The organism is Lentzea nigeriaca (assembly GCF_016907955.1).
GTDB lineage: Bacteria > Actinomycetota > Actinomycetes > Mycobacteriales > Pseudonocardiaceae > Lentzea > Lentzea nigeriaca.
In genome coordinates, this window is the sequence record NZ_JAFBCX010000005.1 from 506,415 (window position 1) to 532,875 (window position 26,461).

The 26,461-nt window shown below is 68.1% G+C and carries 25 protein-coding genes; 11 read left to right on the forward strand and 14 right to left on the reverse strand.

The genetic code is table 11. The annotated features are described in order from the left end of the window. Nucleotides 1-157: 157 nt before the first annotated feature. The 4 genes from JOD27_RS20520 to glgB all read left to right on the forward strand — a co-directional run bounded on the left by JOD27_RS20520 (nt 158) and on the right by glgB (nt 7,512). Nucleotides 158-2,134, forward strand: a complete 1,977-nt coding sequence (locus JOD27_RS20520) for an alpha-1,4-glucan--maltose-1-phosphate maltosyltransferase (RefSeq protein ID WP_204763825.1) — start codon at nt 158-160, stop codon at nt 2,132-2,134. Nucleotides 2,135-2,217: 83 nt separating this feature from the next. After that, nucleotides 2,218-4,026, forward strand: coding sequence for a maltose alpha-D-glucosyltransferase (treS, locus tag JOD27_RS20525; RefSeq protein WP_204763826.1), 1,809 nt, complete (start codon nt 2,218-2,220; stop codon nt 4,024-4,026). A 7-nt stretch (nt 4,027-4,033) separates the two neighbouring features. Further along, nucleotides 4,034-5,344, forward strand: a complete 1,311-nt coding sequence (locus JOD27_RS20530; protein ID WP_204763827.1) for a maltokinase N-terminal cap-like domain-containing protein — start codon at nt 4,034-4,036, stop codon at nt 5,342-5,344. A 2-nt stretch (nt 5,345-5,346) separates the two neighbouring features. Continuing rightward, on the forward strand, nt 5,347-7,512 hold the full coding sequence (gene glgB / locus JOD27_RS20535; protein ID WP_204763828.1) for a 1,4-alpha-glucan branching protein GlgB: 2,166 nt from the start codon (nt 5,347-5,349) through the stop codon (nt 7,510-7,512). Here glgB and JOD27_RS20540 read toward each other — a convergent pair. Next, the gene (locus JOD27_RS20540) at nt 7,456-8,139 is read right to left on the reverse strand and encodes a DUF7850 domain-containing protein (RefSeq protein WP_204763829.1); all 684 of its coding nucleotides are present in this window, start codon (nt 8,137-8,139) and stop codon (nt 7,456-7,458) included. The two genes, glgB and JOD27_RS20540, sit on opposite strands and share 57 nt — an antisense overlap. 133 nt (nt 8,140-8,272) lie before the next feature. Here JOD27_RS20540 and JOD27_RS20545 point away from each other — a divergent pair, with 133 nt between their 5' ends. Further along, a complete protein-coding gene (locus tag JOD27_RS20545) occupies nt 8,273-9,646 on the forward strand; it encodes a neutral zinc metallopeptidase (RefSeq protein ID WP_204763830.1) in 1,374 nt (457 codons plus the stop codon). A gap of 57 nt (nt 9,647-9,703) precedes the next feature. Here JOD27_RS20545 and JOD27_RS20550 read toward each other — a convergent pair whose 3' ends face one another. Next, the gene (locus JOD27_RS20550) at nt 9,704-10,159 is read right to left on the reverse strand and encodes a hypothetical protein (protein WP_204763831.1); all 456 of its coding nucleotides are present in this window, start codon (nt 10,157-10,159) and stop codon (nt 9,704-9,706) included. A gap of 49 nt (nt 10,160-10,208) precedes the next feature. Between JOD27_RS20550 and JOD27_RS20555 the strand changes: the two genes are divergently transcribed. After that, entirely contained in the window at nt 10,209-10,394 is a 186-nt protein-coding gene (locus JOD27_RS20555) for a hypothetical protein (RefSeq protein ID WP_204763832.1), read from the forward strand. Nucleotides 10,395-10,401: 7 nt separating this feature from the next. Here JOD27_RS20555 and JOD27_RS20560 read toward each other — a convergent pair whose 3' ends face one another. Next, the gene (locus tag JOD27_RS20560; RefSeq protein ID WP_204763833.1) at nt 10,402-10,836 is read right to left on the reverse strand and encodes a DUF6114 domain-containing protein; all 435 of its coding nucleotides are present in this window, start codon (nt 10,834-10,836) and stop codon (nt 10,402-10,404) included. Then, nucleotides 10,827-11,417, reverse strand: coding sequence for a DUF6230 family protein (locus tag JOD27_RS20565; RefSeq protein ID WP_204763834.1), 591 nt, complete (start codon nt 11,415-11,417; stop codon nt 10,827-10,829). Before JOD27_RS20565 ends, JOD27_RS20560 begins: the two co-directional genes overlap by 10 nt. A gap of 180 nt (nt 11,418-11,597) precedes the next feature. Between JOD27_RS20565 and JOD27_RS20570 the strand changes: the two genes are divergently transcribed. After that, nucleotides 11,598-13,040, forward strand: a complete 1,443-nt coding sequence (locus JOD27_RS20570; RefSeq protein ID WP_204763835.1) for a neutral zinc metallopeptidase — start codon at nt 11,598-11,600, stop codon at nt 13,038-13,040. A 33-nt stretch (nt 13,041-13,073) separates the two neighbouring features. Further along, entirely contained in the window at nt 13,074-13,868 is a 795-nt protein-coding gene (locus JOD27_RS20575; RefSeq protein WP_307830232.1) for a helix-turn-helix domain-containing GNAT family N-acetyltransferase, read from the forward strand. A gap of 143 nt (nt 13,869-14,011) precedes the next feature. Here the strand turns inward: JOD27_RS20575 and JOD27_RS20580 are convergent, their stop codons facing one another. The 4 genes from JOD27_RS20580 to JOD27_RS20595 are packed head-to-tail and all read right to left on the reverse strand — an operon-like array spanning nt 14,012 to nt 16,363. After that, nucleotides 14,012-14,980 carry a tetratricopeptide repeat protein gene (locus tag JOD27_RS20580; RefSeq protein ID WP_204763836.1) on the reverse strand — a complete coding sequence of 323 codons (969 nt, stop codon included), beginning with the start codon at nt 14,978-14,980 and terminating at the stop codon, nt 14,012-14,014. Further along, on the reverse strand, nt 14,968-15,792 hold the full coding sequence (locus JOD27_RS20585; RefSeq protein ID WP_204763837.1) for an SCO6745 family protein: 825 nt from the start codon (nt 15,790-15,792) through the stop codon (nt 14,968-14,970). Before JOD27_RS20585 ends, JOD27_RS20580 begins: the two co-directional genes overlap by 13 nt. Nucleotides 15,793-15,802: 10 nt before the next feature. Next, the gene (locus tag JOD27_RS20590; RefSeq protein ID WP_204763838.1) at nt 15,803-16,009 is read right to left on the reverse strand and encodes a beta propeller repeat protein; all 207 of its coding nucleotides are present in this window, start codon (nt 16,007-16,009) and stop codon (nt 15,803-15,805) included. 48 nt (nt 16,010-16,057) lie between these two features. Next, entirely contained in the window at nt 16,058-16,363 is a 306-nt protein-coding gene (locus JOD27_RS20595) for an MTH1187 family thiamine-binding protein (RefSeq protein ID WP_204763839.1), read from the reverse strand. Nucleotides 16,364-16,414: 51 nt separating this feature from the next. On the opposite strand from JOD27_RS20595, the gene JOD27_RS20600 reads away from it, so the two are divergent. From JOD27_RS20600 to JOD27_RS20610, 3 genes are read left to right on the forward strand one after another with little or no spacing between them, the layout of a single operon-like run. Beyond that, complete coding sequence (locus tag JOD27_RS20600) at nt 16,415-16,912, forward strand: MarR family winged helix-turn-helix transcriptional regulator (protein WP_204763840.1); 498 nt, start codon at nt 16,415-16,417, stop codon at nt 16,910-16,912. Nucleotides 16,913-16,952: 40 nt separating this feature from the next. Continuing rightward, nucleotides 16,953-18,008, forward strand: coding sequence for a phosphotransferase (locus JOD27_RS20605; protein WP_204763841.1), 1,056 nt, complete (start codon nt 16,953-16,955; stop codon nt 18,006-18,008). Then, nucleotides 18,005-18,352, forward strand: coding sequence for a hypothetical protein (locus JOD27_RS20610; RefSeq protein WP_204763842.1), 348 nt, complete (start codon nt 18,005-18,007; stop codon nt 18,350-18,352). Before JOD27_RS20605 ends, JOD27_RS20610 begins: the two co-directional genes overlap by 4 nt. Here JOD27_RS20610 and JOD27_RS20615 read toward each other — a convergent pair. From JOD27_RS20615 to JOD27_RS20640, 6 genes are all read right to left on the reverse strand, one after another. Beyond that, nucleotides 18,324-18,659, reverse strand: coding sequence for a DUF3817 domain-containing protein (locus tag JOD27_RS20615; RefSeq protein WP_204763843.1), 336 nt, complete (start codon nt 18,657-18,659; stop codon nt 18,324-18,326). The two genes, JOD27_RS20610 and JOD27_RS20615, sit on opposite strands and share 29 nt — an antisense overlap. A gap of 50 nt (nt 18,660-18,709) precedes the next feature. Then, the gene (locus tag JOD27_RS20620; protein ID WP_204763844.1) at nt 18,710-19,753 is read right to left on the reverse strand and encodes an ABC transporter permease; all 1,044 of its coding nucleotides are present in this window, start codon (nt 19,751-19,753) and stop codon (nt 18,710-18,712) included. After that, entirely contained in the window at nt 19,750-20,661 is a 912-nt protein-coding gene (locus tag JOD27_RS20625; protein ID WP_204763845.1) for an ABC transporter ATP-binding protein, read from the reverse strand. Before JOD27_RS20625 ends, JOD27_RS20620 begins: the two co-directional genes overlap by 4 nt. Before the next feature lie 77 nt (nt 20,662-20,738). Then, entirely contained in the window at nt 20,739-21,533 is a 795-nt protein-coding gene (locus JOD27_RS20630; RefSeq protein ID WP_204763846.1) for a 3-methyl-L-tyrosine peroxygenase-related protein, read from the reverse strand. A 97-nt stretch (nt 21,534-21,630) separates the two neighbouring features. Then, nucleotides 21,631-23,874 (reverse strand): helix-turn-helix transcriptional regulator, encoded by a 2,244-nt coding sequence (locus JOD27_RS20635; RefSeq protein ID WP_204763847.1) that lies wholly within the window; start codon nt 23,872-23,874, stop codon nt 21,631-21,633. Between the two features lie 28 nt (nt 23,875-23,902). Continuing rightward, nucleotides 23,903-26,113, reverse strand: a complete 2,211-nt coding sequence (locus JOD27_RS20640; RefSeq protein ID WP_307830233.1) for a GH92 family glycosyl hydrolase — start codon at nt 26,111-26,113, stop codon at nt 23,903-23,905. Nucleotides 26,114-26,461 lie beyond the last annotated feature (348 nt).

The following is a 26,461-nucleotide window of genomic DNA, read 5'->3' on the forward strand; positions in this document are numbered from 1 at the left end:
ATGATGCCCCGTAGCCCTGGACACGACAGTGGCTCAAGGTGTGCGATCGACAGCGACGGGGTACGGATCTACAAGGGGTAACCCGCTGACGGGCTGCTTGATCGAGCAAGGCAGGATTACGGGCGACGCGGAGCGACACGGCGGAAAGGCGCTGCCGATGAGTGGACGGCTCGGTATCGACGACGTATCCCCGGTGGTGTCGGCTGGCAGGTATCCAGCCAAAGCCGTTGTGGGAGAACACATTCCGGTCCAAGCAACAGTCTGGCGCGAGGGGCACGACAAGCTCGCCGCGACAGTCACGTGGCGCGGCCCGAACGACCGAGTCGCCCGCCAGACGAGAATGCACGAGGTCGGTATCGGCCTCGACCGGTGGGGCGCGACGATCGTTCCCGACCACCAGGGCGCGTGGACGTTCCGGATCGATGCGTGGAGTGACCCCTGGGGCACCTGGAACCACACCGTTGAGGTGAAGATCGCGGCGGGACAAGGCCCCGGTGATCTCGCAAACGATCTCGAGATCGGCGCCCAGCTACTCGATCGGGTGGCACGCCGACCCGATCGTAGGCAAGAGCGAGCACTTCTCACGTCTGCTGCGGAAGCACTTCGCGACACGGACCGGCCCCTCAACGAACGCGTCGCGCCCGCGATGGCCGACGAGGTCCAGAAGGTCATGTTCGAGCACCCGGTGCGCGAGCTGATCACCAAGGGCAAGACGCACAAGATCTGGTGCGACCGCAAGAAGGCCGCGTACGGCTCGTGGTACGAGTTCTTCCCTCGCAGCACCGGCGGGATCGACGAGACCGGCCAGGCGGTGCACGGCACGTTCGCCACGGCGACCAAGGAGCTCGACCGGGTCGCGGCGATGGGCTTCGACGTCGTCTACTTCCCGCCCATCCACCCGATCGGGCGAGTGAATCGGAAGGGCCCCAACAACACTCTCGTCGCCGGTCCCGAGGACACGGGTTCTCCGTGGGCGATCGGCGCGGACGAGGGCGGCCACGACGCGATCCACCCGCAGCTCGGCACGATCGAGGACTTCGACGCCCTCGTCGAACGCGCGCACGAGCTCGGCCTCGAAGTCGCGCTCGACTTCGCGCTGCAGTGCGCGCCGGACCACCCGTGGGTGCTCAAGCATCCGGAGTGGTTCACCACCCGGCCGGACGGGACGATCGCCTACGCCGAGAACCCGCCCAAGAAGTACCAGGACATCTACCCGATCAACTTCGACCTCGACCCGCAGGGCCTGTACCACGAGGTGCTGCGCGTGGTCCTCTACTGGGCCGAGCACGGGGTGCGGATCTTCCGGGTCGACAACCCGCACACGAAGCCGCCGGACTTCTGGCAGTGGCTCATCTGGAAGGTCAAGGAGGTCTACCCGGACACGCTGTTCCTATCCGAGGCCTTCACCCGTCCCGCCAGGCTCTACGGCCTGGCCAAGCTCGGCTTCACCCAGTCGTACACGTACTTCACGTGGCGGACGGGCAAGCAGGAGCTGATCGAGTTCGGCGAGGATCTCCGCGACCACTGGGACGAGGCGCGGCCGAACCTCTTCGTGAACACTCCGGACATCCTGCACGAGTCGCTGCAGCACGGCGGCCCCGGGATGTTCGCGCTGAGGGCGGCGCTGGCGGCCACGCTCGCCCCGTCGTGGGGCGTGTACAGCGGCTACGAGCTGTTCGAGCACGAGGCCGTCAAGCCCGGCAGCGAGGAGTACCTCAACTCCGAGAAGTACCAGTTGCGGCCACGGGACTACGCCCGTGCACTGGCGGACGGGCGGTCGCTCGAACCGTGGCTGCGCAAGCTGAACCACATCCGCAAGGCGCATCCGGCGCTCCAGCAGATGCGCACGCTGAAGTTCCAGCACGTGGACAACGACGCGCTGCTCGCCTACTCCAAGCGTGATCCGGAGACGGGCGACACGGTCGTCGTGGTCGTGAGCCTCGACCCGAACAACGCGCAGGACGGGACGCTGTACCTCGACCTGCCCGCGCTCGGGTTCGACTGGCACGAACGGGTGATCGCGCACGACGAGGTCACCGGCGAGACCTGGGACTGGGGACAGGCCAACTACGTCCGCCTCGAGCCGTGGCGTGCCGTCGCGCACGTCGTGAGCCTGCAGCGCCGCTTCAGCTGACGATGAAGGGAACCTTCGTACACCTCAGGTGGATGAAGGTTCCCTTCATCGAGGACACCACACCCCCGACGAGGTGGGAGATCATGAACGAAGACACCCGTCCGGACGCGGCACTGGGGCTGGAAGGCGTCCCGCACACCGGTGAGGCCATGGACGAGCAGGGCCTGCTCATAGAGCCTCAGGCCGAGGACTTCAAGTCGGCGAGGCAGGCGAAGCCGAACCCCAGCTGGTTCAAGGGCGCCGTCTTCTACGAGGTCCTGGTCCGCGCGTTCAGCGACTCCAACGGTGACGGAACGGGTGACCTCAGAGGACTCGCCTCCCGCCTCGACTACCTGGAGTGGCTCGGCGTCGACTGCCTCTGGCTGCCGCCGTTCTACGCCTCGCCCCTGCGCGACGGCGGGTACGACATCAGCGACTTCCGCGCGGTGCTGCCGGAGTTCGGCACCGTCGAGGATTTCGTGTACCTGCTGGAGGAGGCGCACCGGCGCGGGATCCGGGTGATCACCGACCTGGTCCTCAACCACACGAGTGACGCCCACCCGTGGTTCCAGGAGTCGCGCCAGAACCCCGAGGGCCCGTACGGCGACTACTACGTGTGGAGCGACGACGACTCGCGCTATGCGGACGCGCGGATCATCTTCGTCGACACCGAGTCGTCGAACTGGACGTACGACCCGGTGCGCGGGCAGTTCTTCTGGCACCGGTTCTTCAGCCACCAGCCGGACCTCAACTACGAGAACCCGGACGTGCAGGAGGCGATGCTCGACGTCCTGCGGTTCTGGCTCGACCTCGGCATCGACGGGTTCCGCCTCGACGCCGTGCCGTACCTCTTCGAGGAGGAGGGCACGAACTGCGAGAACCTGCCGCGCACGCACGAGTTCCTCAAGCGCTGCCGCAAGGTCGTCGACGACGAGTACCCCGGCAGGGTGCTGCTCGCCGAGGCGAACCAGTGGCCGTCGGACGTCGTGGAGTACTTCGGTGATCCGGAGATCGGCGGCGACGAGTGCCACATGGCGTTCCACTTCCCGTTGATGCCGCGGATCTTCATGGCCGTGCGGCGGGAGTCGCGGTTCCCGATCTCGGAGATCCTGGCGCAGACGCCGTCAATCCCCGAGAACGCGCAGTGGGGCATCTTCCTGCGCAACCACGACGAGCTGACGCTGGAAATGGTCACGGACGAGGAACGTGACTACATGTACGCGGAGTACGCCAAGGACCCGCGGATGAAGGCGAACATCGGCATCCGCAGGCGTTTGGCCCCGTTGCTGGAGAACGATCGCAACCAGCACGAGCTGTTCACGGCGCTGCTGCTGTCGCTGCCCGGCTCGCCCGTTCTGTACTACGGCGACGAGATCGGCATGGGCGACAACATCTGGCTCGCCGACCGCGACGCCGTGCGCACGCCGATGCAGTGGACGCCCGATCGCAACGCGGGTTTCAGCAGCTGTGACCCCGGCCGGATCTACCTGCCGGTGATCATGGACCCGGTCTACGGCTACCAGGGCCTGAACGTCGAGGCGCAGCTCAACAACTCGTCGTCGCTGCTCAACTGGACCCGCCGGATGATCGAGGTGCGCAAGCAGCACCACGCGTTCGCCGAGGGCGACTTCAGCGAGCTCGGCGGCTCGAACCCCAGCGTGCTCGCCTACAAGCGACTGTGGAAGCGACCGGATGGGCGCGAGGACATCGTGCTCTGCGTGAACAACCTGTCACGCTTCCCGCAACCGGTCGAACTGGACCTCTCCGAGCACCGCGACTACACGCCGCTGGAGCTCACGGGAGGTGTCAAGTTCCCGGCGATCGGGGAACTCCCTTACCTGCTGACCCTTCCCGGTCACGGTTTCTACTGGTTCCAGCTGGTAGAGGCGGGCGACGACGGCGAAATGAGGTGAATCGCGCGTGATTGATCCCGACGAGCTCACCGACAAGCTGGTCACCACACTGCCCGACGTCCTGCCCACGCTGCGCTGGTTCGGTGGCAAGGACCGCCCGGTCACCGCCGTCCGTCCACTGCGGACGACCCCGCTGGCCGACGACGTGGTGCACGCGATCGTCGAGGTCGAGCAGCCAGGCCGCACCGAGGAGTACCAGCTGATCATCAGCGAGCACTCCGACGGTTTCGACGCCACGGCCGATCCCGAGCGGAACGGCTTACTGCTGCGGAAGATCGCGGCAGGGGAACGCGTGGACGGCATCACGTTCGCCCACGAGGAAGGTGTCGAGCTGCGCACCTCGTTGCGCGGCAGGCCGATCGGCGTCGAGCAGTCCAACACCTCGGTGATCTACGGCCAGCAGTACATCCTGAAGATCTTCCGCAAGCTCGCCCGCGGCGAGAACCGCGACCTGGTGATGCACCGCGCGTTGCGGTCCGTCGGCTGCGAGCACATCGCCCTGCCGCTGGGCTCGATCTCGACCGAACTGGACGGCGAACCGGTCACGCTCGCGATGCTGCAGGAGTTCCTGCCGGACGCGGTCGAGGGCTGGGACATGGCCAAGACCTCGGTGCGCGACCTGATGGCGGAGGCCGACCTGCACGCCGACGAGGTCGGCGGCGACTTCGCGGGTGAGGCCTGCCGCCTCGGCCACGCGGTGGCGCAGGTGCACGCCGACCTCGCCCAGGCGCTCGGCACGCGGCTCGCGGACGAGGACGCGATCACGCACGCCATCGCGGGCATGCAGCAGCGCCTCGACACCGTGCTGGAGGCGGTGCCGGAGCTCGGCCGCTACGAGGAACCGCTGCGCGCCGCGTTCGACGAGGCGCGGCAGCACATCGGGGCCATCCCGATCCAGCACATCCACGGCGACCTGCACCTCGGCCAGGTGCTGCGGACCGTGCACGGCTGGCTGCTGATCGACTTCGAGGGCGAGCCGGCGGCACCCGCGGCGGAACGCAACGCGCTGAAGTCGCCGTTGCGCGACGTCGCGGGAATGCTGAGGTCGTTCGACTACGCGGCACGCCAGCTGCTCATCGGCCAGCCCGATGACGACCAGCTCGCCTACCGCGCGATGGAGTGGACGAAGCGCAACCGGGCGGCGTTCTGCGACGGCTACGCCGAGGTGGCGGCCGACCCGCGGGACAACGCGCACCTGCTGCGCGCGTTCGAGCTGGACAAGGCGGTCTACGAGGTCGCTTACGAGCACGCCAACAGGCCGGAGTGGTTGACGGTTCCGCTGTCGTCGATCGCCCGGATGACCAGCGGAGGAGAGTAGCCGTGAAGGCCGACCTGGACCGGATTCTGTCCGGTGCCCACCACGACCCGCACTCGGTGCTGGGTGTGCACACCGTCGGCGATCAGGTGATCGCACGGGCGTTGCGGCCCGGTGCCACGTCGGTCGCGGTCTCCTGGGGTGACAAGCAGGTCGAGTTGCCACGCATCGCCGACGCGCTGTTCGAGGGCGAGCTGCCCGAGGCGCCCGGCGACTACCGGTTGCTGGTGTCGTACGGCGACCACACCGTCGAGGTCGACGACCCGTACCGGTGGCTGCCGACGGTCGGCGAGCTGGACCTGCACCTGATCGGCGAGGGCAGGCACGAACGGCTGTGGGACGTGCTCGGCGCGCATGTCCGTTGCTACGAAACGATTTCCGGCGACGTCACCGGTGTCTCGTTCGCGGTGTGGGCGCCGAACGCGCGCGGTGTGCGCGTGACGGGCGACTTCGACGGATGGGACGGACGCGCGAACCCCTTGCGCTCCATGGGTTCCAGCGGTGTGTGGGAGGTGTTCCTGCCGAACGTCCCGGTGGGATCGCGGTACAAGTTCCGCATCCTCGGCGCGGACGGCGTGTGGCACGAGAAGGCCGACCCGATGGCGTTCGCCACGGAGATCCCACCGCAGACGGCCTCGGTCGTCACCCGGTCCGAGTACCAGTGGCAGGACGCGGAGTGGGAGGCCCGGCGCGAGGCCACGCAGTGGGTCAACGCGCCGATGTCGATCTACGAGGTGCATCTCGGATCGTGGAAGCCGGGTCTCGGGTACCGGGAGCTCGCGACCGAGCTCGCGGACTACTGCGAGGACATGGGCTTCACGCATCTCGAGCTGCTGCCGGTCGCCGAGCACCCGTTCGGCGGGTCGTGGGGCTACCAGGTCACCTCGTACTACGCGCCGACCTCGCGGTTCGGGTCGCCGGACGACTTCCGGTTCTTCGTCGACACGCTGCACCAGCGCGGCATCGGCGTGATCGTCGACTGGGTGCCCGCGCACTTCCCGAAGGACAGCTGGGCGCTCGCGAAGTTCGACGGCACGGCGCTGTACGAGCACGCCGACCCGCGCCGCGGCGAGCAGCTCGACTGGGGCACGTACGTCTTCGACTTCGGGCGCAACGAGGTCCGCAACTTCCTCGTCGCCAACGCCCTGTACTGGATCGAGGAGTTCCACCTCGACGGGCTGCGCGTGGACGCCGTCGCGTCGATGCTCTACCTCGACTACTCGCGGCCGGAGGGCCAGTGGCTGCCGAACGAGTACGGCGGCCGCGAGAACCTCGACGCGGTGCGGTTCCTGCAGGAGCTGAACGCGACGGTGTACCGGCGGCACCCCGGTGTCGTGATGATCGCCGAGGAGTCGACGGCTTGGCCGGGCGTCACGCGGCCGACGCACCTGGGCGGGCTCGGGTTCGGGTTCAAGTGGAACATGGGCTGGATGCACGACACGCTGCACTACCTGTCGCGTGAGCCGATCCACCGGTCGTTCCACCACAACGAGATGACGTTCTCGCTGGTCTACGCGTGGAGCGAGAACTTCGTGCTGCCGCTGTCGCACGACGAGGTGGTGCACGGCAAGGGCTCGCTGTGGGGCCGGATGCCGGGCGACGACTGGAACAAGGCCGCGGGCGTTCGGTCCCTGCTGGCGTTCATGTGGGCGCATCCGGGCAAGCAGCTGCTGTTCATGGGCGGCGAGTTCGGGCAGCAGCAGGAGTGGTCGGAGTCGCGGTCCCTCGACTGGCACCTGGTCGAGCAGGAAGGCCTGCACCAGGGAATCCAGTCGTTGCTGCGCGATCTGAACTCGGTGTACCGGCGGTCCGCGGCGTTGTTCTCGCACGATGTGACGCCCGAGGGCTTCCAGTGGATCGACGCGAACGACTCCGGTGGCAACGTGCTGTCGTTCCTGCGGGTCGGCGAGGACGGCTCGGTGCTGGCCTGCGTCGCGAACTTCGCCGGGATGCCGCACCACGACTACCGGGTGGGCCTGCCGGTCGCCGGGCGGTGGAAGGAGCTCGTGAACACCGACGCCGCGCACTACGGCGGCTCCGGCGTGGGCAACCTCGGTGGTGTCGAGGCCGAGGCCAAGCCGTGGCACGGGCGGCCGTACTCCGCCTTGCTGCAGCTACCGCCGGCCGGCGTGCTGTGGCTGGTGCCCGCCCCCACGACCGAGGCTGACTGATCTGTCCGGCAGCGCTCCGTTCCAGTAGAGCGCGCCGGACACCTTCGCCGTGGCCGGTGGCGTGCCGGTGCAGGTGCGGACGACCTGGTCCTTCAGGTCGAACGGCGGTGTGTCCGCGCAACCGGTCGCGGTGAGCTTCAGGTTGGTCAGCGGTTCGCTGCCGGTGTTGGTGACGGTGATCTTCAGGGTGTTCCGCGCGGCTTCGAGCCGCAGGTCGTAGGCGGACACCCGGAGGAAGACGCAGTCCCAGTGGATCTCCGTGTTCGTCGTGGCGAAGAACCGGACCGTGGCCGCCTTCGGTGGCGCGATCATGCCGTAGTTGTTGTACCGCTTCGTGTTCCGCCGCGTCGGCCGGCGGGTGTAGGTCCGTCCGGTCTGGACGCCGGTCTCGTCGAGGAACCGCAGGCCGGTCGCGGTCGCCGGTCCCGGCTTCGTGCTGCCCGACCACACACTCAGGTCGTAGACGCCTCCCGGGACCGCCTTGAGGGTCGTGTCGACGGTGCCGGGCCTGGTGATCACCCCGTGCCGCGGGTCGGGCGCGATGCCCCCGATGCAGCCGGGCATGGCCGGATCGGCCCCGGTAGGAGGGCCGAGGAGGAACATCAGGGCGCAAACCAATTCGCGCACACGTGGAAATGTAGATCGTCTGCCGGATCACGGCTCGGTGAACCTCTCGGGTGATCCGCACGTTGCCTCTTGTATGCGCCTGAGTTCGCCGAGTAGGACGTCCCTCAAGCCGAGCGCCAGGCACAATGGGCTCATGCCGCTCCGCAGCGTCGTGCTGATCGTCCTGACCGCCCTGCTCGCAGCGGGGTGCACCGCGGAGATTCCAGGGCGCCCGCGTGCCGCCAAGGTGGTGAAGAAGGAGGCCTCCACCGAGACCGTGCAGGTGCGCGGATCGGACAACGGCCCCATCGACAAGCTGGCAGCCACCGCGCTCACCGACATCGACGAGTTCTGGACGCAGTCGTTCCAGCAGACGTTCAACAAGCCGTGGAAGAAGCTGACCGGCGGCTACTACTCGGTCGACACGGCCGACGCCACCGCGAAGCCGCCGCCGTGCACCCAGAAGGCCGCCGACGTGGAGGGCAACGCGTTCTACTGCCCGGCCGCCGACGCCATCGCCTGGGACCGCGCGTCGCTGCTGCCGGTGCTGCAGGACCGCTTCGGCGAGGCCGCGGTCGTCGTCGTGCTGGCCCACGAGATCGGGCACGCCGTGCAGAACCGCATGGGCATCACGCCGGAGGCCGAGCGCCGCGAGCCGGACAAGTACCCGACGATCCTCACCGAGGCCCAGGCCGACTGCTTCGCGGGCTCGTTCGTGCGCAACGTGACCGACGGCAAGTCCAAACGCCTCGACATCGGCACGGACGCCCTGGACAAGGCGTTGGGCGCGCTGATCACGTTCCGCGACCCGGTCGGCACCTCCCCCGAGGACGCACAGGCGCACGGCAGCGCGTTCGACCGCGTGGCGGCGTTCCAGGACGGCTACCAGCAGGGCACGAAGTTCTGCGCGCAGATGTCGGTGCAGAACCGCACGTTCACGCAGCGCGCGTTCACGACGGTCACGGACCGCGCGAACGGCGGCAACCTGCCGTTCGCGCAGATGCTCGAGTCGGTGACACCCGACCTCGACGGCTACTTCAAGACCCTGGCCACGTCCGCGGGCAAGACCTGGCCGTCGCCGCGGGCCGAGTCCTCCCAGACCGAGCCGAACTGCTCCGGCGACCAGGGCCCCGTCGCGTACTGCCCGGCGGACAAGACGATCAAGATCGACACGAAGGACGAGCTGCCGCAGCTGCACAAGGAGCTGGGCGACTACGCGACCGGCACGTTGATCGCCACCCGGTACGCGATGGCCGAACTGGCCGTCATGGGCAAGCCGGTGGAGGGCGAGCAGGCGTCGGCCGCGGTGCTGTGCCTGGCCGGTGCGTACACGGGAGCGGTGTTCCAGCGTCAGGGCAACGCGTTCGGGCTGTCGCCGGGTGACTTCGACGAGGCCGTGACGGTCCTGCTGCGATTCGACTACGCGGCCCGTGACGCTCGCGGCAAGGACGCGATCGATCCGGGGTTCGAGCGGGTGGCACGGTTCCGGGAGGGCGTGTTCGAGGGCCCGAAGAAGTGCGGCCTCTGACGAGCTGAAGCCCGCACAGCCTCGTGGCGTGTGCGGGCTTCAGGGCTTTCGCGGGCGTCAGCGCCGTTCGACCGGTGCCTGCGGCACCGTCACCACGGAGATCCGCGCGCCGGGAATCGTGAGCTTGCCGCCCTTGAGATCGGTGTTGCGCACCGTCACGTCGGTGAACGTCACGAAGGGCACGTTCAGCGGCGGCGGGTGGGCTGCCGTGTAGTCCACCGGGATCTTGATCCCGAGGACGTCCAGCTTGCCCTTGAGCTGGATCGTGAACAGCTCGATCCGTCCGGACGAGACCGTCGACGTGCTGCCGGCACGTGCCGTCGTGACGAGCTTGACGCCCGGCGACACCTCGGCCGACTGGACCAGGTCCCTGATCTTCATGTCGGTCGTCGTGAACTTCAGGACCTTGATGACCTGGCCGTTCAGCATCGAGTCGACCACACCGACGTAGTTGAGCCCACCGAGCTCCAGCCGTGACGCGTTCAGCGTCCACTCACGCCCTCCGCCCGCCACCGGGGCAGGGGCCGGTGGCGAGGGCGCCGACGTCGACGGCGGTGGCTCCGTGCTCGCCGGAGGGGTCGGCACGGACGACGACGCCGGCGGTGGAGTGGCGCTGCTGCTGGAGGCGGGAGGCGGCTCCGAGCTCGTCGTCGGAGCGGGTGAGCTGCTGCTGGGAGGCGGCGGCTCGGAACTCGACGGCGGCTGCAGCGCCAGCACCGCGACCATCGCGACCGCGGCCATCGGCTGAGTCCGGATCATGTGGGTTGAACCCTCTGGGTGGTCTCAGGGCCGGGCTCGGCACCGCGCTTGGACTTCTTCGGCTTCGCGGGGGCATCCGTCCACGCCACGGCGAGCGCGCCGCCGAGCAGGCTGAAGAGGGTGCCGAAGAGGAAGCCGCCGAGGTTGGTCACGACGAGCGCGACCAGCGACAGCAGCACCGTGACGATGCCCGCCGCCAGCCGGAACTTGGGCGCCACCCACAACGCCACCGCACAGATCACCAGCAACGCGCCGATCAGCAGCGCGGACACGCCACCGAGCGTCTGGATGGAGATGACCATGTCGCCGAACTTCAGGTTGGCGTACGGCGGGAACAGGATGATGAGCGCTCCAATGGCCACGAACAGGCCGGCCCAGAAGGGCCGGCCACGCCGCCACGCGGTGAAGCCGCGCCAGACCCTCAGAAGCACTCTTGCTTCCCTTGGCGAATGGTCAGGTTCATGCCCTTGAACCTGATGGTCTGGGCCGTGGTGGACCAGGCGGTCTGCTTGAGCCCGGTGATCTTCGCCGAGTCAGCCTGCAGACCGAACGAGCCCGGCAGCCCCTTGAGGTCCTTCGGTCCCTTGTCCACCTTGCCCGCGTCGATGCCGATGTCCGGAGCACCCAGCTCCAGGTCACCGGACAGATCGGTGAGGTTGACGACCAGGTTGTCGGCGGACATACCGCCGACACCGTCCGCGGTGATACGCATCGTCACATCGCCCACGATCGGCATGTTGGCGACGAACACCGACTGACAGAACTTGTTCAGCGAGGCGGTCTTGAAGCCGCTGACCGCGACGACGTGCACCTTGCCGGCACCCGCGTCCACCCCACCGAACTGGACGAATCCCTTGCCGTCCAGGTAGTCGGCGGACACCTTGAAATCTTGGCCGGACACCGCGAACGATGCTGCCAGCGCTCCCTGGGACATGCCGAAGAGGAGGGCACCGGCACCGACGGCACCGATACCGAGCACCCCTGCGAACCGTGCCCAGCGCGTTCTTCCCATACCGCCAAACTCCTTCCACACCGAAGGCTTGCAGGGTGGGACTGTGCGCTCCGAAACATAGGCAGGACAACGAAAACGAGTCCGCGTAGTCTTGAAATCACCCCAGGGGGTGAGACGGTTTCACGTTTGGCCCCTGGTCCTTCCGCCACGGGCGTGAACCACGCTTAGTAGGGTTCGGCCATGGGGATCGGACGAATCGCCGTCGCGCTGGCCGCGACCGCAGCGCTGACCGCCTGCGGCTCCGTGGTCGAGGGCTCACCGAAGGGCGAACGCCCCGACCCCACGAAGGTGGCGGGCCTGGAGATCTCCAACGGCCCGTCCGGCCCCAAGAAGGGCGTGCAGGACGCCGACCTGAGCGTCGAGAACGGCGACGGCGGCGAGATGGACCAGTTGGCCATCAACACCCTGGCCGACGTCCAGGAGTTCTGGAAGGCCGAGATCCCCGAGGCGTTCCCCGGCAAGACCTTCGAGCCGGTCAAGCGCTTCATCTCCTACGACTCGGCCGGCAAGGGCGTCGAGGTCTGCAAGCTCAGCACCGCGGGCATCGCCAACGCCTTCTACTGCGCCCTCGACGACAGCATCACGTGGGACCGCGGCGAGCTCCTCCCGATGCTCAAGGACTCCTTCGGCCCCATGGCCGTGGTCACCGTGCTGGCCCACGAGATGGGTCACGCCGTCCAGTACAAGCTCGGCGCGGCCTCCAACATCGGCGCCAACACCCCGTCGATCGTCAAGGAACAGCAGGCCGACTGCTACACCGGCGTGTTCATGCGCTGGATCGCCGAGAACAAGTCGAAGCACTTCGAGCTCTCCACCGGCGAGGGCCTCAACCAGGTCCTGCAGACGATGTTCTTCATCCGCGACGCGGCAGGCACGTCGTTCGAGAAGCAGGGCGCCCACGGCAGCGCCTTCGACCGCGTCTCGTCGTTCCAGTTCGGCTTCACCCGAGGCGCCTCGCGCTGCGCGGAGATGAACGAGGCCGAGATCAACAAGCGCATCACCGAACGCCCCTTCGACCTGTCCGACTCCGACCAGGGCCAGGGCCGCGGCAACGCCAAGATCGACCAGGACAAGTACCTCAAGGCCCTCGACGAGTCCCTTCGCGACGCCTACAAGTCGAGCGGCGCGGCCTTCCCCACCGTCGACAAGACCGGCATCAAGCCCTGCACCGACGCCCAGACCACCTCCCCGGCCTCGTTCTGCCCCTCCACCAACCAGATCCAGCTGGACCTCCCGTCACTGGTGAAGATCGGCACACCCCCGAAGAAGGGCACCAAGGGCGGCATCGGCGACTTCGCGGCCTTCGCCGTGATCGCCTCCCGCTTCTCCCTCTCCATCCAGCACGCCACGGGCTTCAAACTGGATGACGACGCCGCGGGCCAACGCACCGCCTGCCTGACCGGCGCCTGGGCAGGCCTGACGAACCGTCCGGACCCGGCAGCGGGCCTGCGACTCTCCCCCGGCGACCTGGACGAGGCAGTGGCCGAACTCCTGGCCGACAACAGCCTCATCGCCTCCGACGTGAACGGCAAAGCCGTCCCCTCTGGCTTCGCCCGCGTGGAGGCGTTCGGCGACGGCTTCTTCCGAGGCTCCTCGTACTGCGTGAAGAAGTATTCGATTTGAAAATTCCATCGACGCACGTCGATACTTGCCGACGTGCTGACCGATGAAGCCGCGACCTACGCCTCGTGGTTCTCGACCCTGTCCGACCCCACCCGAGTCCGGCTGCTGCACCACGTGGCCTCAGCCCCGGCCCCGGTCACCGTCGGCGAACTGACCACCCTGCTGGGCGTGAGCCAGTCCACCTGCTCCCACCACGTCCGCAAACTGGCCGAGGTCGGCTTCATCCAGGTCCAGCGCGAGGGCACAGCCACCCTCGTCTCCGTGAACCCGGCCTGCTGCACGGACCTCCCCCACGCCGCCGACGCCGTGATGGGCGCCCTGACCACAGGCACGGTGACCCCGGTCTCCGGCGTGACGATCCGCGCCATGACCGCCGCCGACTGGCCGGAAGTCCGCCGCATCTACGGCGAGGGCATAGCCACCGGCAACGCCACCTTCGAAACCGAAGTGCCCTCCCGCCGCACCCTCGAATCCAAGTGGCTGCCAGACCACCGCTGGATCGCCGTGGTGGACGGCGCGGTGGCAGGCTGGGCCGCCGCCACCCCGGTCTCGGCCCGCGAGTGCTACTCCGGCGTCGCCGAGACCTCGATCTACGTCGGCGACGCCCACCAGGGCCGAGGCGTGGGCAAAACCCTGCTGCACCACCAGGTCTCGGCCGCCGACGCCGACGGCCTGTGGACCCTGCAGGCCGTGATCTTCCCGGAGAACCGGGCCAGCATCGCCCTGCACCACCGAGCGGGCTTCCGAACCGTGGGCGTGCGCGAACGAATCGCCCAACACCACGGCGAATGGCGAGACACGGTCCTACTGGAACGCCGCCGCCCCTAGTGGTGCTTGGTCAGGTCGGGCTGCACTTCAGCGGTCGCGGTCTCACGGTCCTGCGCTCGTGAGTTGGTTGTAGACACCGGTTGATGTAATCGATTACAGATCACTCCAACTACTGCCAACAGTGCTGGCACGCGCCCCCCAAATCAATACAACGCAGCAGCCAGATTCCGCCGAGCCGCCGCGACCCGAGGATCATCCGACGGAAACAGCTCGAACAGCCCGACCAAATGCTGCCGAACCCGATCCCGCTCATCCCCGTAAACCCGCCGAACAGTGCCGACAAGCCGAGCAAAAGCCTCTTCAACCTGCTGCAAGGCAACCTGAGCATCGGCAGCGGCCAACTGAGCCTCAACATCCTCAGGAGAAGCATCAGCCTTGGCGATCACCTCAGGATCAACAGCCTCGGCCCGCTCAGCAAACCGAGCCTGTGCCAATCCTTCCTTGGCCAGCTCATTAGCAGGCTCAACAGCAAGAATCTGCGAGTAATACTCCTGAGCGGCAGCATAATCGCCACGCTCGAAGGCTTCCTCGGCAGCAACGATCCGAGGATCCTCGACCACGTCCTCCTCAGCAGGAGCGGTGGCCCGGGCCTCCCCGGCCCGAATCCCGGGCAGCCGATCCCGCAGCGCGTCCAACAACCGAGCAATCCACTGCGAAAGCTCACCGTCGGCAATCGGACCGGCAAACGCATCAATGGGCTGACCAGCAGCAACGGCCACCACGGTAGGCACGGACTGCACCCCGAAGGCCTGCCCGATCCGAGGCGCCTGCTCCAGGTCGACCCGAGCCAGAATCCACGAGCCACCCGAGGACGTAGCCAAGCGGGTGAGCGAAGCGGCGAGCTGCTGCGACTCCGGGCTGTAGGAGGCCCCGAGCAGCACCACGACAGGCACCTGCAGGGACTGCTCGACGACAGCCTGGAACGAGGCTTCGGTGACGTCCACGATCCACGGCACGGAGCCGTTATCAGCCGGAGCACCGGAGGCAGGCGCGGCGGCAGCCTGGCGGGCGGCATCGGCTCGGGCCTTCAGGGCGCCCAGATCGACGGCGCCCGAGAGCGCGGCGGACAGTGCGGCGGTCTTGCGAGGATCAGGCCTTGTCACGTGTTCCATCCTGGCACGGCTAGTTCCCGGACCGGGTCCAGGGCCATCGGGTTGACGCGCATCGCGTCGTTGGCCGAAGCGATGCGTAGAGCGAGCGGTGTCATCAGCTCGATGAACCGCGAAGTTCCGGCGGCGCCCAACGCCTCCCACGGCGCGAGAGCAGCAGCATCAGTTGCATGCTCTACCGCGGCGAGGTCGCCGGGCAGGTCCGAAACGGCTTCCCACTCCTCGAGACTCCAACCACGTGCGGTGCGCATGTATGCCGGATCGAGGGAATGTTCACGGGCGTAGAGCGCAAGCGCTTGGCACGGGCCGATGCCGTGCGTGACCAAAGCTGCGACATGACCGTCACCGCGGGCCTCGCGCAAGATCGTGCACGCGTGCCACAAGGCCAGGTGCGGTGCGGTAGGCCACGGCAACGCGCGGTTCGCGGCAGCCAGCGGGCGCCCCGCCACGTCGACGGCCAGAGCCGCGGAACGGGCCAGATCAGCGGCTTCGGCGATCTCGGGCGTGTCGACGGAACTCAGCATCCGCCGCAGGGCCAGATCCACCCCCTCCAGCCGGACGCGCAGGTACTCGGCGGGCGAGGCGACGGCCCACGCGTCGGGCAGAGCGCGCGCGACCATGCGTGGGGCGAAGTTGTAGAAGACAGCCGTCACCAACTCCGGGGACGCCGCACCCAGAGGTGCCGCGCGCATGCCGAAGTAGCCCATCCAGCCGCCCTTGCAGCCCAGCGCGTCGGTCGCCGCGCGGGATTCGGGCGTGAAGTACGTGACGTCGTGGTAGGGCTCGAACCTCAGCCACAGCTGTCTCGCGTCCACGCCCGACACGCTAACGCAGCGAACGCCGGTGCACGGATCCGCTCACCGTGCCGGCGTAGAGCGTTCGGCCATCAGGGGAGACCAGGAGAGCCTCGACGCCCTGCTCGGGGCCGCCGAACACCCGCCACGAACGGCCTCCGTCAACGGACCGCAGCACTGCTCCACCCAACGAGCTCAGGTACACCAGCGCGGCCAGCAGGGTGATCACGAATCTCACGAGGTGCGCCTCCGCTCGACTGGAGAAGAAGTCGGCGGCGGAGCCCGATCATGGCGTGTCGGCGAGGTGCTCCTCAACCCGCCGCACCTTGGTGCTCAGCTGGTTCGTGTGGCCCGGCCGGATGTCCGCCTTGAGCACGAGCGAGACCCGCGGGGCGCTGGCCTGCACGGCTTCGGTCGCGCGCTTGACCACGTCCATCACCTCGTCCCACTCTCCCTCGATCAAGGTGAACATCGCGTTCGTCTCGTTGGGCAGGCCCGACTCCCGCACGATCCGCACGGCTTCGGCGACGGCCTTGGCGACGCTTCCCGACGAGTCCGATGCGGACGGAGCGACGCTGAACGCGACAAGCACACGTGCCTCCTGATGATCCAAGCCTTGTACTGACTGGTAGCTTCGGTGCCCATGACACCGCTGCCGTTCGATCCGATCGCCCGCGCGGCCGAGCTGTGGGACGACCGGGTGGGTCCGTCCACCTCGATGGCCGCCGTCACGAGCGTCATGCGTGTCCAGCAAATCATCCAGTCCGCCGTGGACGCAGCCCTCAAACCGCACGGCCTCACGTTCGCCCGCTACGAGGCGTTGGTGCTGCTCTACTTCTCGCGCAAGGGCGCGCTGCCGATGCGGGTCATGGGCGAACGCCTGCAGCTGCACCCCACGAGCGTCACGAACATCGTCGACCGGCTGGAGAGCGACGGCCTGGTCCGCCGCACCCCGCATCCGACCGACCGCCGCACCACACTGGTGGAGATCACCGACGCCGGCCTGCAGCGCCGCGAGGCCGCGACCGCAGCGGTCGTCGAGGTCAACCTGGGCCTCAAGGGCCTCACCGACCGGCAGACCGAACAGCTCACCGACCTGCTCGCCAAGGTGCGCAGGGCGAGCGGCGACTTCGAGGATTAATTCGTTTGGCACAGCCGCACGTCTGTGGCGTCATGTGCCCATGCAGTGGGAACGGCCGGACAGGTCGATCATCGCCCTTGTCAGCGCCCCCAGCGGCTTCGCGGGGCGCACCCGGCCGATCCCGGTCGAGACGCCCAACTGGAACCACGTCGAGCCGATCAACACCGCGTTGCGGGAGCTGCTCGGCGTGCCGACCAGCGTGCTGCGCCTCGTCTCGGTGGAAGGCGGCCGGGTCCCGTTCGGCGGCGTCGTCACCTACCACGTCGAAGCGCACGGCGAACCCGACCGCACCCACCTCGAACCCGCCGAGGAACCCGAGGCCGACGCCGAGCACCGGCTGCCGTGGGCACGCCTGGGCGGACCGTCCGAACTGGTCGAATGGGCCGACACGGTGATCACCCGCACCGGGCCCGCCGCGCAGGTGCGGTCGTGGAACCTGTCCAGCGTGCACCGGCTGCCCACCACCGACGGACCGGTGTGGCTCAAGGCCGTGCCGTCGTTCTTCACCGACGAAGGCGCCGTGATCAAGATGGTCGCCGCGCACGACCCGACGCTGGTGCCGGAGGTGCTGGCCACCGCGCCGAACCGGGTGCTGCTCAGCCAGGCAGAGGGCGGCAACTGCTGGCACCTCACGCCGGAGATGGTCGAGCGGGTCGTGCCGCGCTGGGTCGCCGTGCAGCACGCGCTCGCCGGCGAACCCCAGCTCACGCCGACGACCGTGCCGATGCCGTCGTTCGGGCTCCCGGACACGCTCGTCCACGGCGACTTCCACCCCGGCAACTGGCGCAGCAGCGGCGTGGTGATCGACTGGTCCGACGCCTGCTGGGGCCACCCGGCGCTGGACGCGTGCCGGCTCATGGAGTTCAACCGCGACCTGCGCGACGTGATCAGTCGCGTGTGGAGCGAGGCGTGGCTCGCACTGCGCCCCGACAGCGACCCGTTCACAGCGCTCGAGGTCGCCCGCCGGGCCTCGCACCTGCACAACGCCGTGAAGTACCAGGAGTTCCTGGACAACATCGAGACCTCCGAGCGGATCTACCACGAGGGTGATCCGCAGGGTGAGCTCCGCGCTGTCCGGGAGCTCGTGAGCCGATGACCGAGCGGACGGTCGTCGCCCTGGTCAGCGCGCCCAGCGGGTTCGCGGGCATGCGCACCAGCCTGCTGAGGATGATCGGCGTCGAGGGTGGCGAACGGGTGGCCCGTCACGCCGGAACACGCCGAGCTGATCCAGCCGCGGCGGGTGGCGGTGCGGAACGCGCTGGCCGGGGCGCCGCAGGTCCGCCGACGTGCGTGCCGATGCCAAGGTTCGGACTGATCGCCTACAGCGGGCCCGAGATCCGCGACCACATCGCGAGGGTGTGGTGCGAGGCGTGGCTCGCACACCGTCCGGACAGCGACCCGCAGGTGGAGCTCAGAGCTGCTCGGGCGCTGCTTCGGTAGCGGTCCCGTCGAGGCGGCCGGTCTTCGCGGCCCAGCGCTCGAAGATCACCGTGCCGAACGGCGGGATGCTGGAGAGCAGGCCGAGCACGAGGGTGCGGCCGTCCCACTTGAGCGGCTCCTTCGCCATCAGCGTCACGAGCACGAAGCCGACGAAGACGACGCCGTGGATCGGGCCGAAGATCTTGACGCCGATCTCGTTCTGCACGACGACGTACTTGAAGAACATCCCGAGCAGCAGGCCCGCCCAGGAGATCGCCTCGGCGAGGGCGAAGATGCGGAACCGTCCGGCCACGCTGGAGAACGTCATGGCTCCCCATCATGAACCGTGACGGGGAGCACACGACACCGGGGCCTGTCCTATTCCTCCCATTTGAAGACACGCGACGCGAGGAACCCGACGACGAGCGCGAAGCCGATCAGCACGGCCGACGGCACCACCAGCGCCTCGATCCCCTTGCCCCGCACGAGAACGTTCAGCATGCCGTCGTTCATGTGCCGCAACGGGAAGATCTTCGACACGGCCTGCAGCCACGCGGGTGCCTGTTCGACCGGGAAGAACGTGCCGGACAGGAACGCCATCGGCAGCACCACGATGTTCGCCGCCGCCGAAGCCGCTTCCTCCGTCTTGGCGAACGCGCCGACCAGCATGCCGAGCGCGAAGAACGCGATGGTTCCCAGCAGCAGCAACGGAATCGCGAGCCACCACGACCCGGACAGCTTCAACCCGAACACCGGCAGCATCGCGATGCCCACGAAGATCCCGCCCTGCACCAGCGCGACGCCCGTGCTGACCAGCAACCGGGACGACAGCACGGAAGTCGCGGACACGGGCGCGAGCCGGATTCGCCGCAGGACCTGCTTCCGCCGCCACGACACGAGCGTCAGCGCGGATCCGAACACCGCGGACACCGCCACACCCCACGACAGGATGCCCGGCGTCAGGAACTGGATCGGTTTGAGGGAGGCGTCCTCGACCTTCTCCGCGGCGAACGTGAAGCGCGGCGGCTGGCCGGTCGCGGCGACGTTCGCCTTGTCCACGAACCCGTTGACGATCCCGAGCACCGTCGCGGACTTGACCTGGTCGCTCTGCGCGAACCGGACCTCCAGCTGCTGGCCGCGCACGATCAGCGCCGCGGGCAGGTCGCCGTCCTTCACCTTCTGCACCGCGGCATCGACGTCGTTGTACTGCTCCAGCTCCAGCACACCGCTGTCGCGGAGTGCGCTGACGACCTGGCCGTCACCGACCACCGCGATCTTGGTCTTGTCGGCGCCGACGTCGCGCAGGATCAGACCGAAGATCACCAGGAACATCAACGGGAACAGGAAGGTGAAGAACAGCGTCACCTTGTCCCGGACGAACCCCTTGAGCATCGCCAGCGAGAGCGTCCTGAACGCGGTCATGCGCGGTACTCCCGTCCGGTCAGGTCGAGGAAGACGTCCTCGAGAGTGGCGGCGCGGACCTGCAATCCGTCCAGCGCACCGCGTTCGGCCAAAGCGGAGAGCACGGGAGCGGGTCGGCGAGTGGAGATCGTCAGCGACACCTCGTTCTCGTGCGCCTCCTCCACACCGTCCAGCGCGGACGCGTCCACAACGGACAGAGCGCCCTTCTGCAACGTCACGTGGGTGGGCGCGTCGAGGCCGCGCACCAGCACCGCGGGCGGGTCGAGCGCGAGGATCCTGCCTTCGTCCATGATGGCCACGCGGTCGCAGAGGATCTCGGCCTCGTCGAGGTAGTGCGTGGTGTAGACGATGGTCTTGCCGCGTTCCTGGATCGCGCGCAGCACGTCCCAGAGGTTGCGGCGCGCCTGAGGGTCGAGCGCCGCGGTCGGTTCGTCGAGGAACACGACGTCCGGGTCGTGCACCAGCGCGCACGCGATCGAGAGCCGCTGCCGCTGGCCGCCGGAGAGCTTGTTCTCCTGCTCGTTCGCCTTGTCCGCGAGGCCGACGAGCTCGAGCATGTCCGCGGCCGTGCCGGGGCTCACGCCGTAGAGCGCGCCGAACGTCTGCAGCTGCTCCTTCGCGGTCAGCTTCTCGAAGAACGACGACGCCTGCAGCTGCACACCGATGCGCGGCAACAGCTTCACGTTGCGCGGCCACGGACTCTCGCCCAGCAGCCGCACTTCGCCGCTGTCCGGTTCGCGCAGCCCTTCGATGATCTCCAGCGTCGTGGTCTTGCCAGCGCCGTTGGGCCCCAGGATGCCGAAGAACTCACCCTCCGCCACGGTGAACGAGACCCCGTCCACCGCTGTCAGCTCGCCGTAGCTCTTGCGGATGTCCCGCACCACGACCGCCGAACGTTCCCCTGTCATGGACGGGACGTTAGGTCAGCGAGGCCCGGTCGCCGTGGTGAAACGACGAAAGTCGGAGCGAAGTCGAGACGTTCGGCTCAACAGCCCGCCACCAGCAGCGGGCACTCGGTGTAGACGTCGTTGAGCTGCCGCAGCGCCGCGGCGAACTGTTCGAACCTGGCGCGCGGGGCCGCCCGGCGGACGTCGCTGATCACCTGCCAGAGGTAGCGGTGCTCGGCGGTCTCGATGATCGTCAGCGACGGCTCGTCCCTGGTGTCGCAGGCGAACGCGAGGGCGACCGTCGCGGCGCGCAGGCACGCCGTCGCGAGCGTCACGCAGTCCTCGACCAGCGGGCGGTCGTCCTGGACGCGCACCACACCGGCGACGGCGAACCGCACGACCTGCATCAGCACGAGGTAGAGGCGCTGGCCTGCCTGCGCGCGTTCGTTCGGCAGGTACTCGGTGCCGTGGCCGGGAGTCACGACGGTCATGCCGACCTGAGGGCGGCGCAGCACGTGGTCGAAGAGCGCGGTCGGTGCCCAGAGCATCGTGCGCCAGCCGTCCTCGCTGATCGAGGTGCCCATCCTGGCCGCGTTCTCCAGCACGTCGAGGTAGGCGATCAGGACGCTGGACAGGAACACGCCGCCGCGGTCGCCACCGACCCGCACGACGCCGAAGTGCTCGTCGTGACGCACGTCACCGTGGTCGACACCGGGCTTCCACTCGATCACGTCGCTGCTCGCGAGCACGACGCGGGCGAGCCGCTGGTGCACGGGCGACGCCGAGAGCACCGTGTCGTCCAACCCCATCTGGACGAGCATGGACGCTGCGTGCTGCAACGACTCACGTCTTTGCGGCACGAGGTCGGGGTGCAGCAGCCGGAAAGGTTCCACGTGTCCCCCTCCCCTCAGTTGGTTGTCCTCACAATGAACGGCGGGAAGCGTGAAGTCATCCGGATGAACCGCAGCGTTACGTCTCAGTTGGAACGTTTCAGTTCGACTGGGCCCAGGCGACGAGCTGGCCGCGAGTCGAAAGATTCAACGCGGTTTTCACGTTGTGCACGTGGGATTCCACGGTCCGGTGCGAGATCCCGAGCTTCGCGGCGATCTGCACGTTGGTCATGCCCTGCGCCACCAGCTCGACGACCATGCGCTGCCGGTCGCTCAGCACGGCGTGCCGCACGATCTTCTTGTCCAGCGCGGTTTCCACGGCGTGACAGACGTCCATCGCCCGGCCGGCGTTCACCGCCCGTGTGAAAGCCGCACGGGACAAGGCTTCCCGCGCGACGCCGAGAACCTCGTCGACCTTCCGCCGCCACCACGGTTGCGCCGAAACAACCCAGGTCGCGCGCATCTGTTCGCACGCCACCAGCAACCGCACGCCGACCTCGTGCCGTCCGGACAACACGGCGACCACGGCACGACCTTCGACCGACTCCAGCACCGCTCGTGGCACGTGCGCCGACATCCGCACGCCCTCGGCGAACCGCGCACCCGCGGTGGCCAGATCACCCTTTTCCAGAGCGATGCAGCCCCACGTGTGCACGGCGATGGCAACGATGTCTGCCCGCGCGTGCGCTCTCAGCACCGGCAGCGCGTCCCCGACCAACAGGTCCGCTTCGTCGTCCGCGCCGCTGCCCAGCAGGCACCAGGCGAGGTTCTGCCGCGACACGGCCACGCTCACCTCGTTGCCGTTGCGCACACCGCACTCGATCGATCGGCGCAGCGCCCAGACGGTGTTCGGCACATCGCCCAGTCCGTCGTAAGCACCCGCCAGCGTCCGGTAGAGGCGGCACATGATCTCCTGCTGGCCACCGGCTTCCGCGGTCTCGATCGCCTCGGTCGCGAACTTGACCGCCTCGTCGTGCCGCTCCTCGTGTCCAGCCAACAGAGACGCGTACTCCAGCGCGAGGGTCCGGTAGCGCGCGTCGGCGGGCGTCTGGTCCAGCACCTGCATCAGCACCGCACCCGCCTCGGCGAAGTAGCCGCGGTCGAAGCACACCCGCAGCAACATCGTGGCGAGCATCAGGCGTCGTTCGTCGTGCGGCGCCACCAGACGGGCGAACGCGTACACCGCGTTGTCGTACTCCTGGTGCAGCGCCTTCACCTGCTCCGGCGCCAGAATCGACGACGCCACACCGGGTTCCCCCAGCCCGCAGAGCCACTCGATGATCCGTTCGGCCGTCACGCCGTGCTCGTCGTGCTCCCGCAGGCGTTCCTCCGCGTAGAGGCGGACCGATTCGAGCATCCGGAAGCGGAGGTCGTTCTCCCGCACCACCAACGACTTCGCCTGCAACGCCGTGAGCAGGCCGATCACCGGTCCGCCCTGCACGACCTGGGCGACGTCGAGCCCGAACCCGCCCGGCAGCAGCGCGAGCCTGCGGAAGAGCTCCTTCTCGTACTTCGTCAGCAGGTCGTGGCTCCACGCGACGGCCGCGCGCAGGCTCTGGTGCCGCGTCTCCTCGCCGGCGTCGCTCAGCAGGTCGAGCCGCTGGTCGAGACGGTCCGCGAGCTCGGACAACGGCACCGATCGCGACACCTTCGCGGCCAGTTCCACCGCGAGCGGCACGCCGTCCAGCCGCGCGCACACGGCCGCGATCGCGTCCTCGTCGCCCCGCACCCCGGCACGTTCGGCGAAGAGACGGACCGCGTCCTGCTCCATGCCGTGCACCGGGTAGACGGCCTCACCGACGGCCCGCAACGCCTCCCGGCTCGTGGCCAACACCTGCACGTTCGGACAACGCGACAACAGCGCGTCGACGACGTCGCAGCACTCCTCGACGAGGTGCTCGCAGTTGTCGACGAGCAGCAGAACCCTGCGGTTGCCGAGCTCCGCGAGCAACGTCGTCCGCAGCTCGACCCCCGCGTGCTGGTACACCCCAACGGCTTCCGCGAACGACTGCACCACCTGGTCAGGACGGCTGAGCCGCCCCAGCTCCACCGAGCGGACCTCGATCTTCCTGGCGCGCCTGGCGACCTCCACCGCGAGCCGCGTCTTGCCGACCCCCGCCGCCCCGACGAGCGTGAGCATCCTGTGCTGCCGCAACAACGACAGCAGCTCGGCCAGCTCGATCTCCCTGCCGACGAACGCGTCGTCGTACGCAGGCAGCTCGGTGACCACAGTGGACGTAGCGGACCGCTGCCGGTAGGCACGCTGACGGCACGCGTTCGAGCAGTACCGCGCCCGCGACGGCCGGGGCGCGAATTCCGTGCCACAGCTCGCGCAGGTGCCCATCAGACGAGCGTACGACCGTTTCGGCGTCTCAATTGGAAAGTGTGTGAAGGCCGACCTCGAGCGTGGTCCCCGACCAGAGCTCCGCGAGCTCGATCCGATCCTTGTTCCGGCTGAGCCACCCGCTCCGAATCCGCTCCACCACCTGCGTCTTCGCCGTGTCCGCGGTCTCCGCCTTGATCACGATGTCCCTGCCGTTCTCCAGGTGGACCACAGCGCGCGGGAACCGCGGCGCGTGCGGCACGAACTCCCCCGTCCCCGGCACTACGGGATACATCCCGAGCACGCTGAACACGTACCAGGCCGACATCGTGCCGAGGTCGTCGTTGCCCGTGACACCGGCGGGCCCGTTGACGAACAACGTCTGCGCGGCCCTGACCACCACCGAGGTCTTCTCGGGCCTGCCGATCAACGCGTACATCCACGGCACGTGCAGATCCGGCTCGTTGTTGGGGTTGTACCTGAACTGGTTGTAGTAGTCGTACGGCCCGACAACCCACTTCTCCCGCACCGTTCGCTTCGGGTCGACGAGCAGATCGGCGTAGGCGAAGAAGTCATCGAGCCGCGCCTCGGCCGCCGCCTTGCCGCCGAGCGCCGTGATGAGCCCGCTGACGTCGTGCTGGGCGAGCCACTGGTACTGCCAGGCCGTACCCTCGTGGAACCCTTCCGGTCCCTGCGGGTTGAACGGGCTGAGCCACGCCCCGCTCTGCAGCTTGGGCCGAGGGAACCCGGTGAACCCGCGATCGGTGACGCCGTGGTCCCACAGGGTGCGGTGGTTGAGCCCTCGCCTGCGCAGCCGTTCCGCATCCTCCCGGTGCCCGAGTTCCTCCGCCATGATCGACAGCGTCGCATCGGCCAACGCGTACTCGAGGGTCGCGGACGCCCCGTGGTGCGGGTCGGTGTCCTGCCCCTTCTTCGGGAAGCGCTTGTCGTACTGAACAAATCCTTTCGCGAGGTAGTTCGGGTTGCCCGACCGCCCCTGGAATCGTGAACTCTCCGGCGGGACTCCGTCGGCGTTCTGCAGCAACGCCCGGTAAGCCTGCTCCTCGAACCCCCTGAGGTGCCCGAACCGCCACAGGTCGACCAGGAACGGCGTGATCGGGTCCCCGGTCATGCAGTTGGTCTCCTGGTTCGCGAACGCCCACCGCGGAAGCCACCCGCCCTGCTCGTGAATCGCGAGGACACTCCTGGCGATGTCCTTCGAGCGTTGCGTGCGGATCAGCGAGAGCAACTGGTTGTGCGCGCGGTAGGTGTCCCACAGCGAGTAGTACTCGTAGTACGTCCAGCCCTCAGCCTTGTGGATCTGGTTGTCGAAGCCGCGATACCGGCCGTCGACGTCGCTGCCCGTCAACGGCTGCAACAGGACGTGGTAGAGCGCGGTGTAGAAAACCGCCCGCTCGTCCCAGTCCTCGGTCTCGATCTCGATGCAACACAGCTCCTGCCGCCACGCGTCCTGAGCTTCGTTGCGGATGTCGTCGAAGGACTTGCCCTCCGTCTCCGCGCGCAGGTTGTTCGCCGCACCTTGTCCGTCCACCTGGGACAGTGCGGTGCACGCCGTGACCGGGCCCGGTTCGAACGTGACCCAGGCACCCCTCAACCCGGCGCCGCCCGTGGATTCCCGTTGTCCCGGCTCGGCCCCGCTGGGCGACCACGTTCCGAACTCGTTGAAGGGCCTGTCGAATCTCGTGGTGAAGTAGGTGGTGTACGGTCGCCCGCCGCAGAACGCCTGCGTCTCCACGGTTCCCGTGATCGTGCGATCGTCGACCACCTTGACGCTGCTCGCGAACACCGGCTCTTTGTCGTTGGCCTGGCCGACGTTGACGAGCAGCGTTCCGTTGACACCACTGGGGAAGGTGTAGCGCTCGACCCCCACCCGCGTGGTCGCGGTGCACTCGACCGTGATGTCGCGGTCCAGCTTGACCTTGTAGTAACCGGGCTTGCCGATCTCACCGTCGTGCGTGTATCTCGCGCCGTACCGCTTGTGGTCGAAGCTGCTCGGGAGGGTGCCGAACGTGGGCAGGATCGGGACGAGGCCGCCCTGCTCCCAGCAACCGGCCCCAGACAGGAAGAAGTGCCCGAAGCCTCGGATCACCGGATCGTCGTACCGATAGCCGGCGTAGTGCGAGCCGACCGGACTGGAATGGGTCTTACCGAAGGGCATGGACGCCCCGGGGAACGTGTTGCCCTCGTCCTTTGTGCCGATGAACGTGTTGACCGACTCAATGGGATCCAGTGCGTCCACACACCCCACCCTAGTTCGGATTCCCAGGCGTGGCGGGGCCTGCACTGTGGTCCGGTCGGGTGACACCCGACGAACCCACCGCGCCCCACCCACGCACGTATCCGAGAGGCCTGCCGGCGCACCCCCCGAGAACCCACGCTCCACACAGGATCGAAAGGTCCAGCGAACGCCGAGACCGCAACGGCGTGGCAGACCACCATCACCGATTCGCCCTCACCAGACACCGACAACGCTGTCCGCCCAGCACCGCCACAACTACCCGCTTGACCGGTTCCGGAGCTGTTGACAAGGGCGTGAAGCCGGGGTGAGATACGGCCACTATGACAACGTTGTCCCCGAGCGGACCGG

What these genes read in the sequence shown, in the direction of transcription:
- JOD27_RS20545 (WP_204763830.1), top strand. Translation starts at nt 8,273, where the DNA reads ATGCCGCTCCGCAGCGTCGTGCTGATCGTCCTGACCGCCCTGCTCGCA.
- JOD27_RS20635 (WP_204763847.1), bottom strand. Translation starts at nt 23,874, where the DNA reads ATGGGCACCTGCGCGAGCTGTGGCACGGAATTCGCGCCCCGGCCGTCG.
- JOD27_RS20580 (WP_204763836.1), bottom strand. Translation starts at nt 14,980, where the DNA reads ATGGAACACGTGACAAGGCCTGATCCTCGCAAGACCGCCGCACTGTCC.
- treS (WP_204763826.1), top strand. Translation starts at nt 2,218, where the DNA reads ATGAACGAAGACACCCGTCCGGACGCGGCACTGGGGCTGGAAGGCGTC.
- JOD27_RS20625 (WP_204763845.1), bottom strand. Translation starts at nt 20,661, where the DNA reads ATGACAGGGGAACGTTCGGCGGTCGTGGTGCGGGACATCCGCAAGAGC.
- JOD27_RS20620 (WP_204763844.1), bottom strand. Translation starts at nt 19,753, where the DNA reads ATGACCGCGTTCAGGACGCTCTCGCTGGCGATGCTCAAGGGGTTCGTC.
- JOD27_RS20565 (WP_204763834.1), bottom strand. Translation starts at nt 11,417, where the DNA reads ATGGGAAGAACGCGCTGGGCACGGTTCGCAGGGGTGCTCGGTATCGGT.
- JOD27_RS20520 (WP_204763825.1), top strand. Translation starts at nt 158, where the DNA reads ATGAGTGGACGGCTCGGTATCGACGACGTATCCCCGGTGGTGTCGGCT.
- JOD27_RS20615 (WP_204763843.1), bottom strand. Translation starts at nt 18,659, where the DNA reads ATGACGTTCTCCAGCGTGGCCGGACGGTTCCGCATCTTCGCCCTCGCC.
- JOD27_RS20610 (WP_204763842.1), top strand. Translation starts at nt 18,005, where the DNA reads ATGACCGAGCGGACGGTCGTCGCCCTGGTCAGCGCGCCCAGCGGGTTC.
- JOD27_RS20605 (WP_204763841.1), top strand. Translation starts at nt 16,953, where the DNA reads ATGCAGTGGGAACGGCCGGACAGGTCGATCATCGCCCTTGTCAGCGCC.
- JOD27_RS20600 (WP_204763840.1), top strand. Translation starts at nt 16,415, where the DNA reads ATGACACCGCTGCCGTTCGATCCGATCGCCCGCGCGGCCGAGCTGTGG.
- JOD27_RS20570 (WP_204763835.1), top strand. Translation starts at nt 11,598, where the DNA reads ATGGGGATCGGACGAATCGCCGTCGCGCTGGCCGCGACCGCAGCGCTG.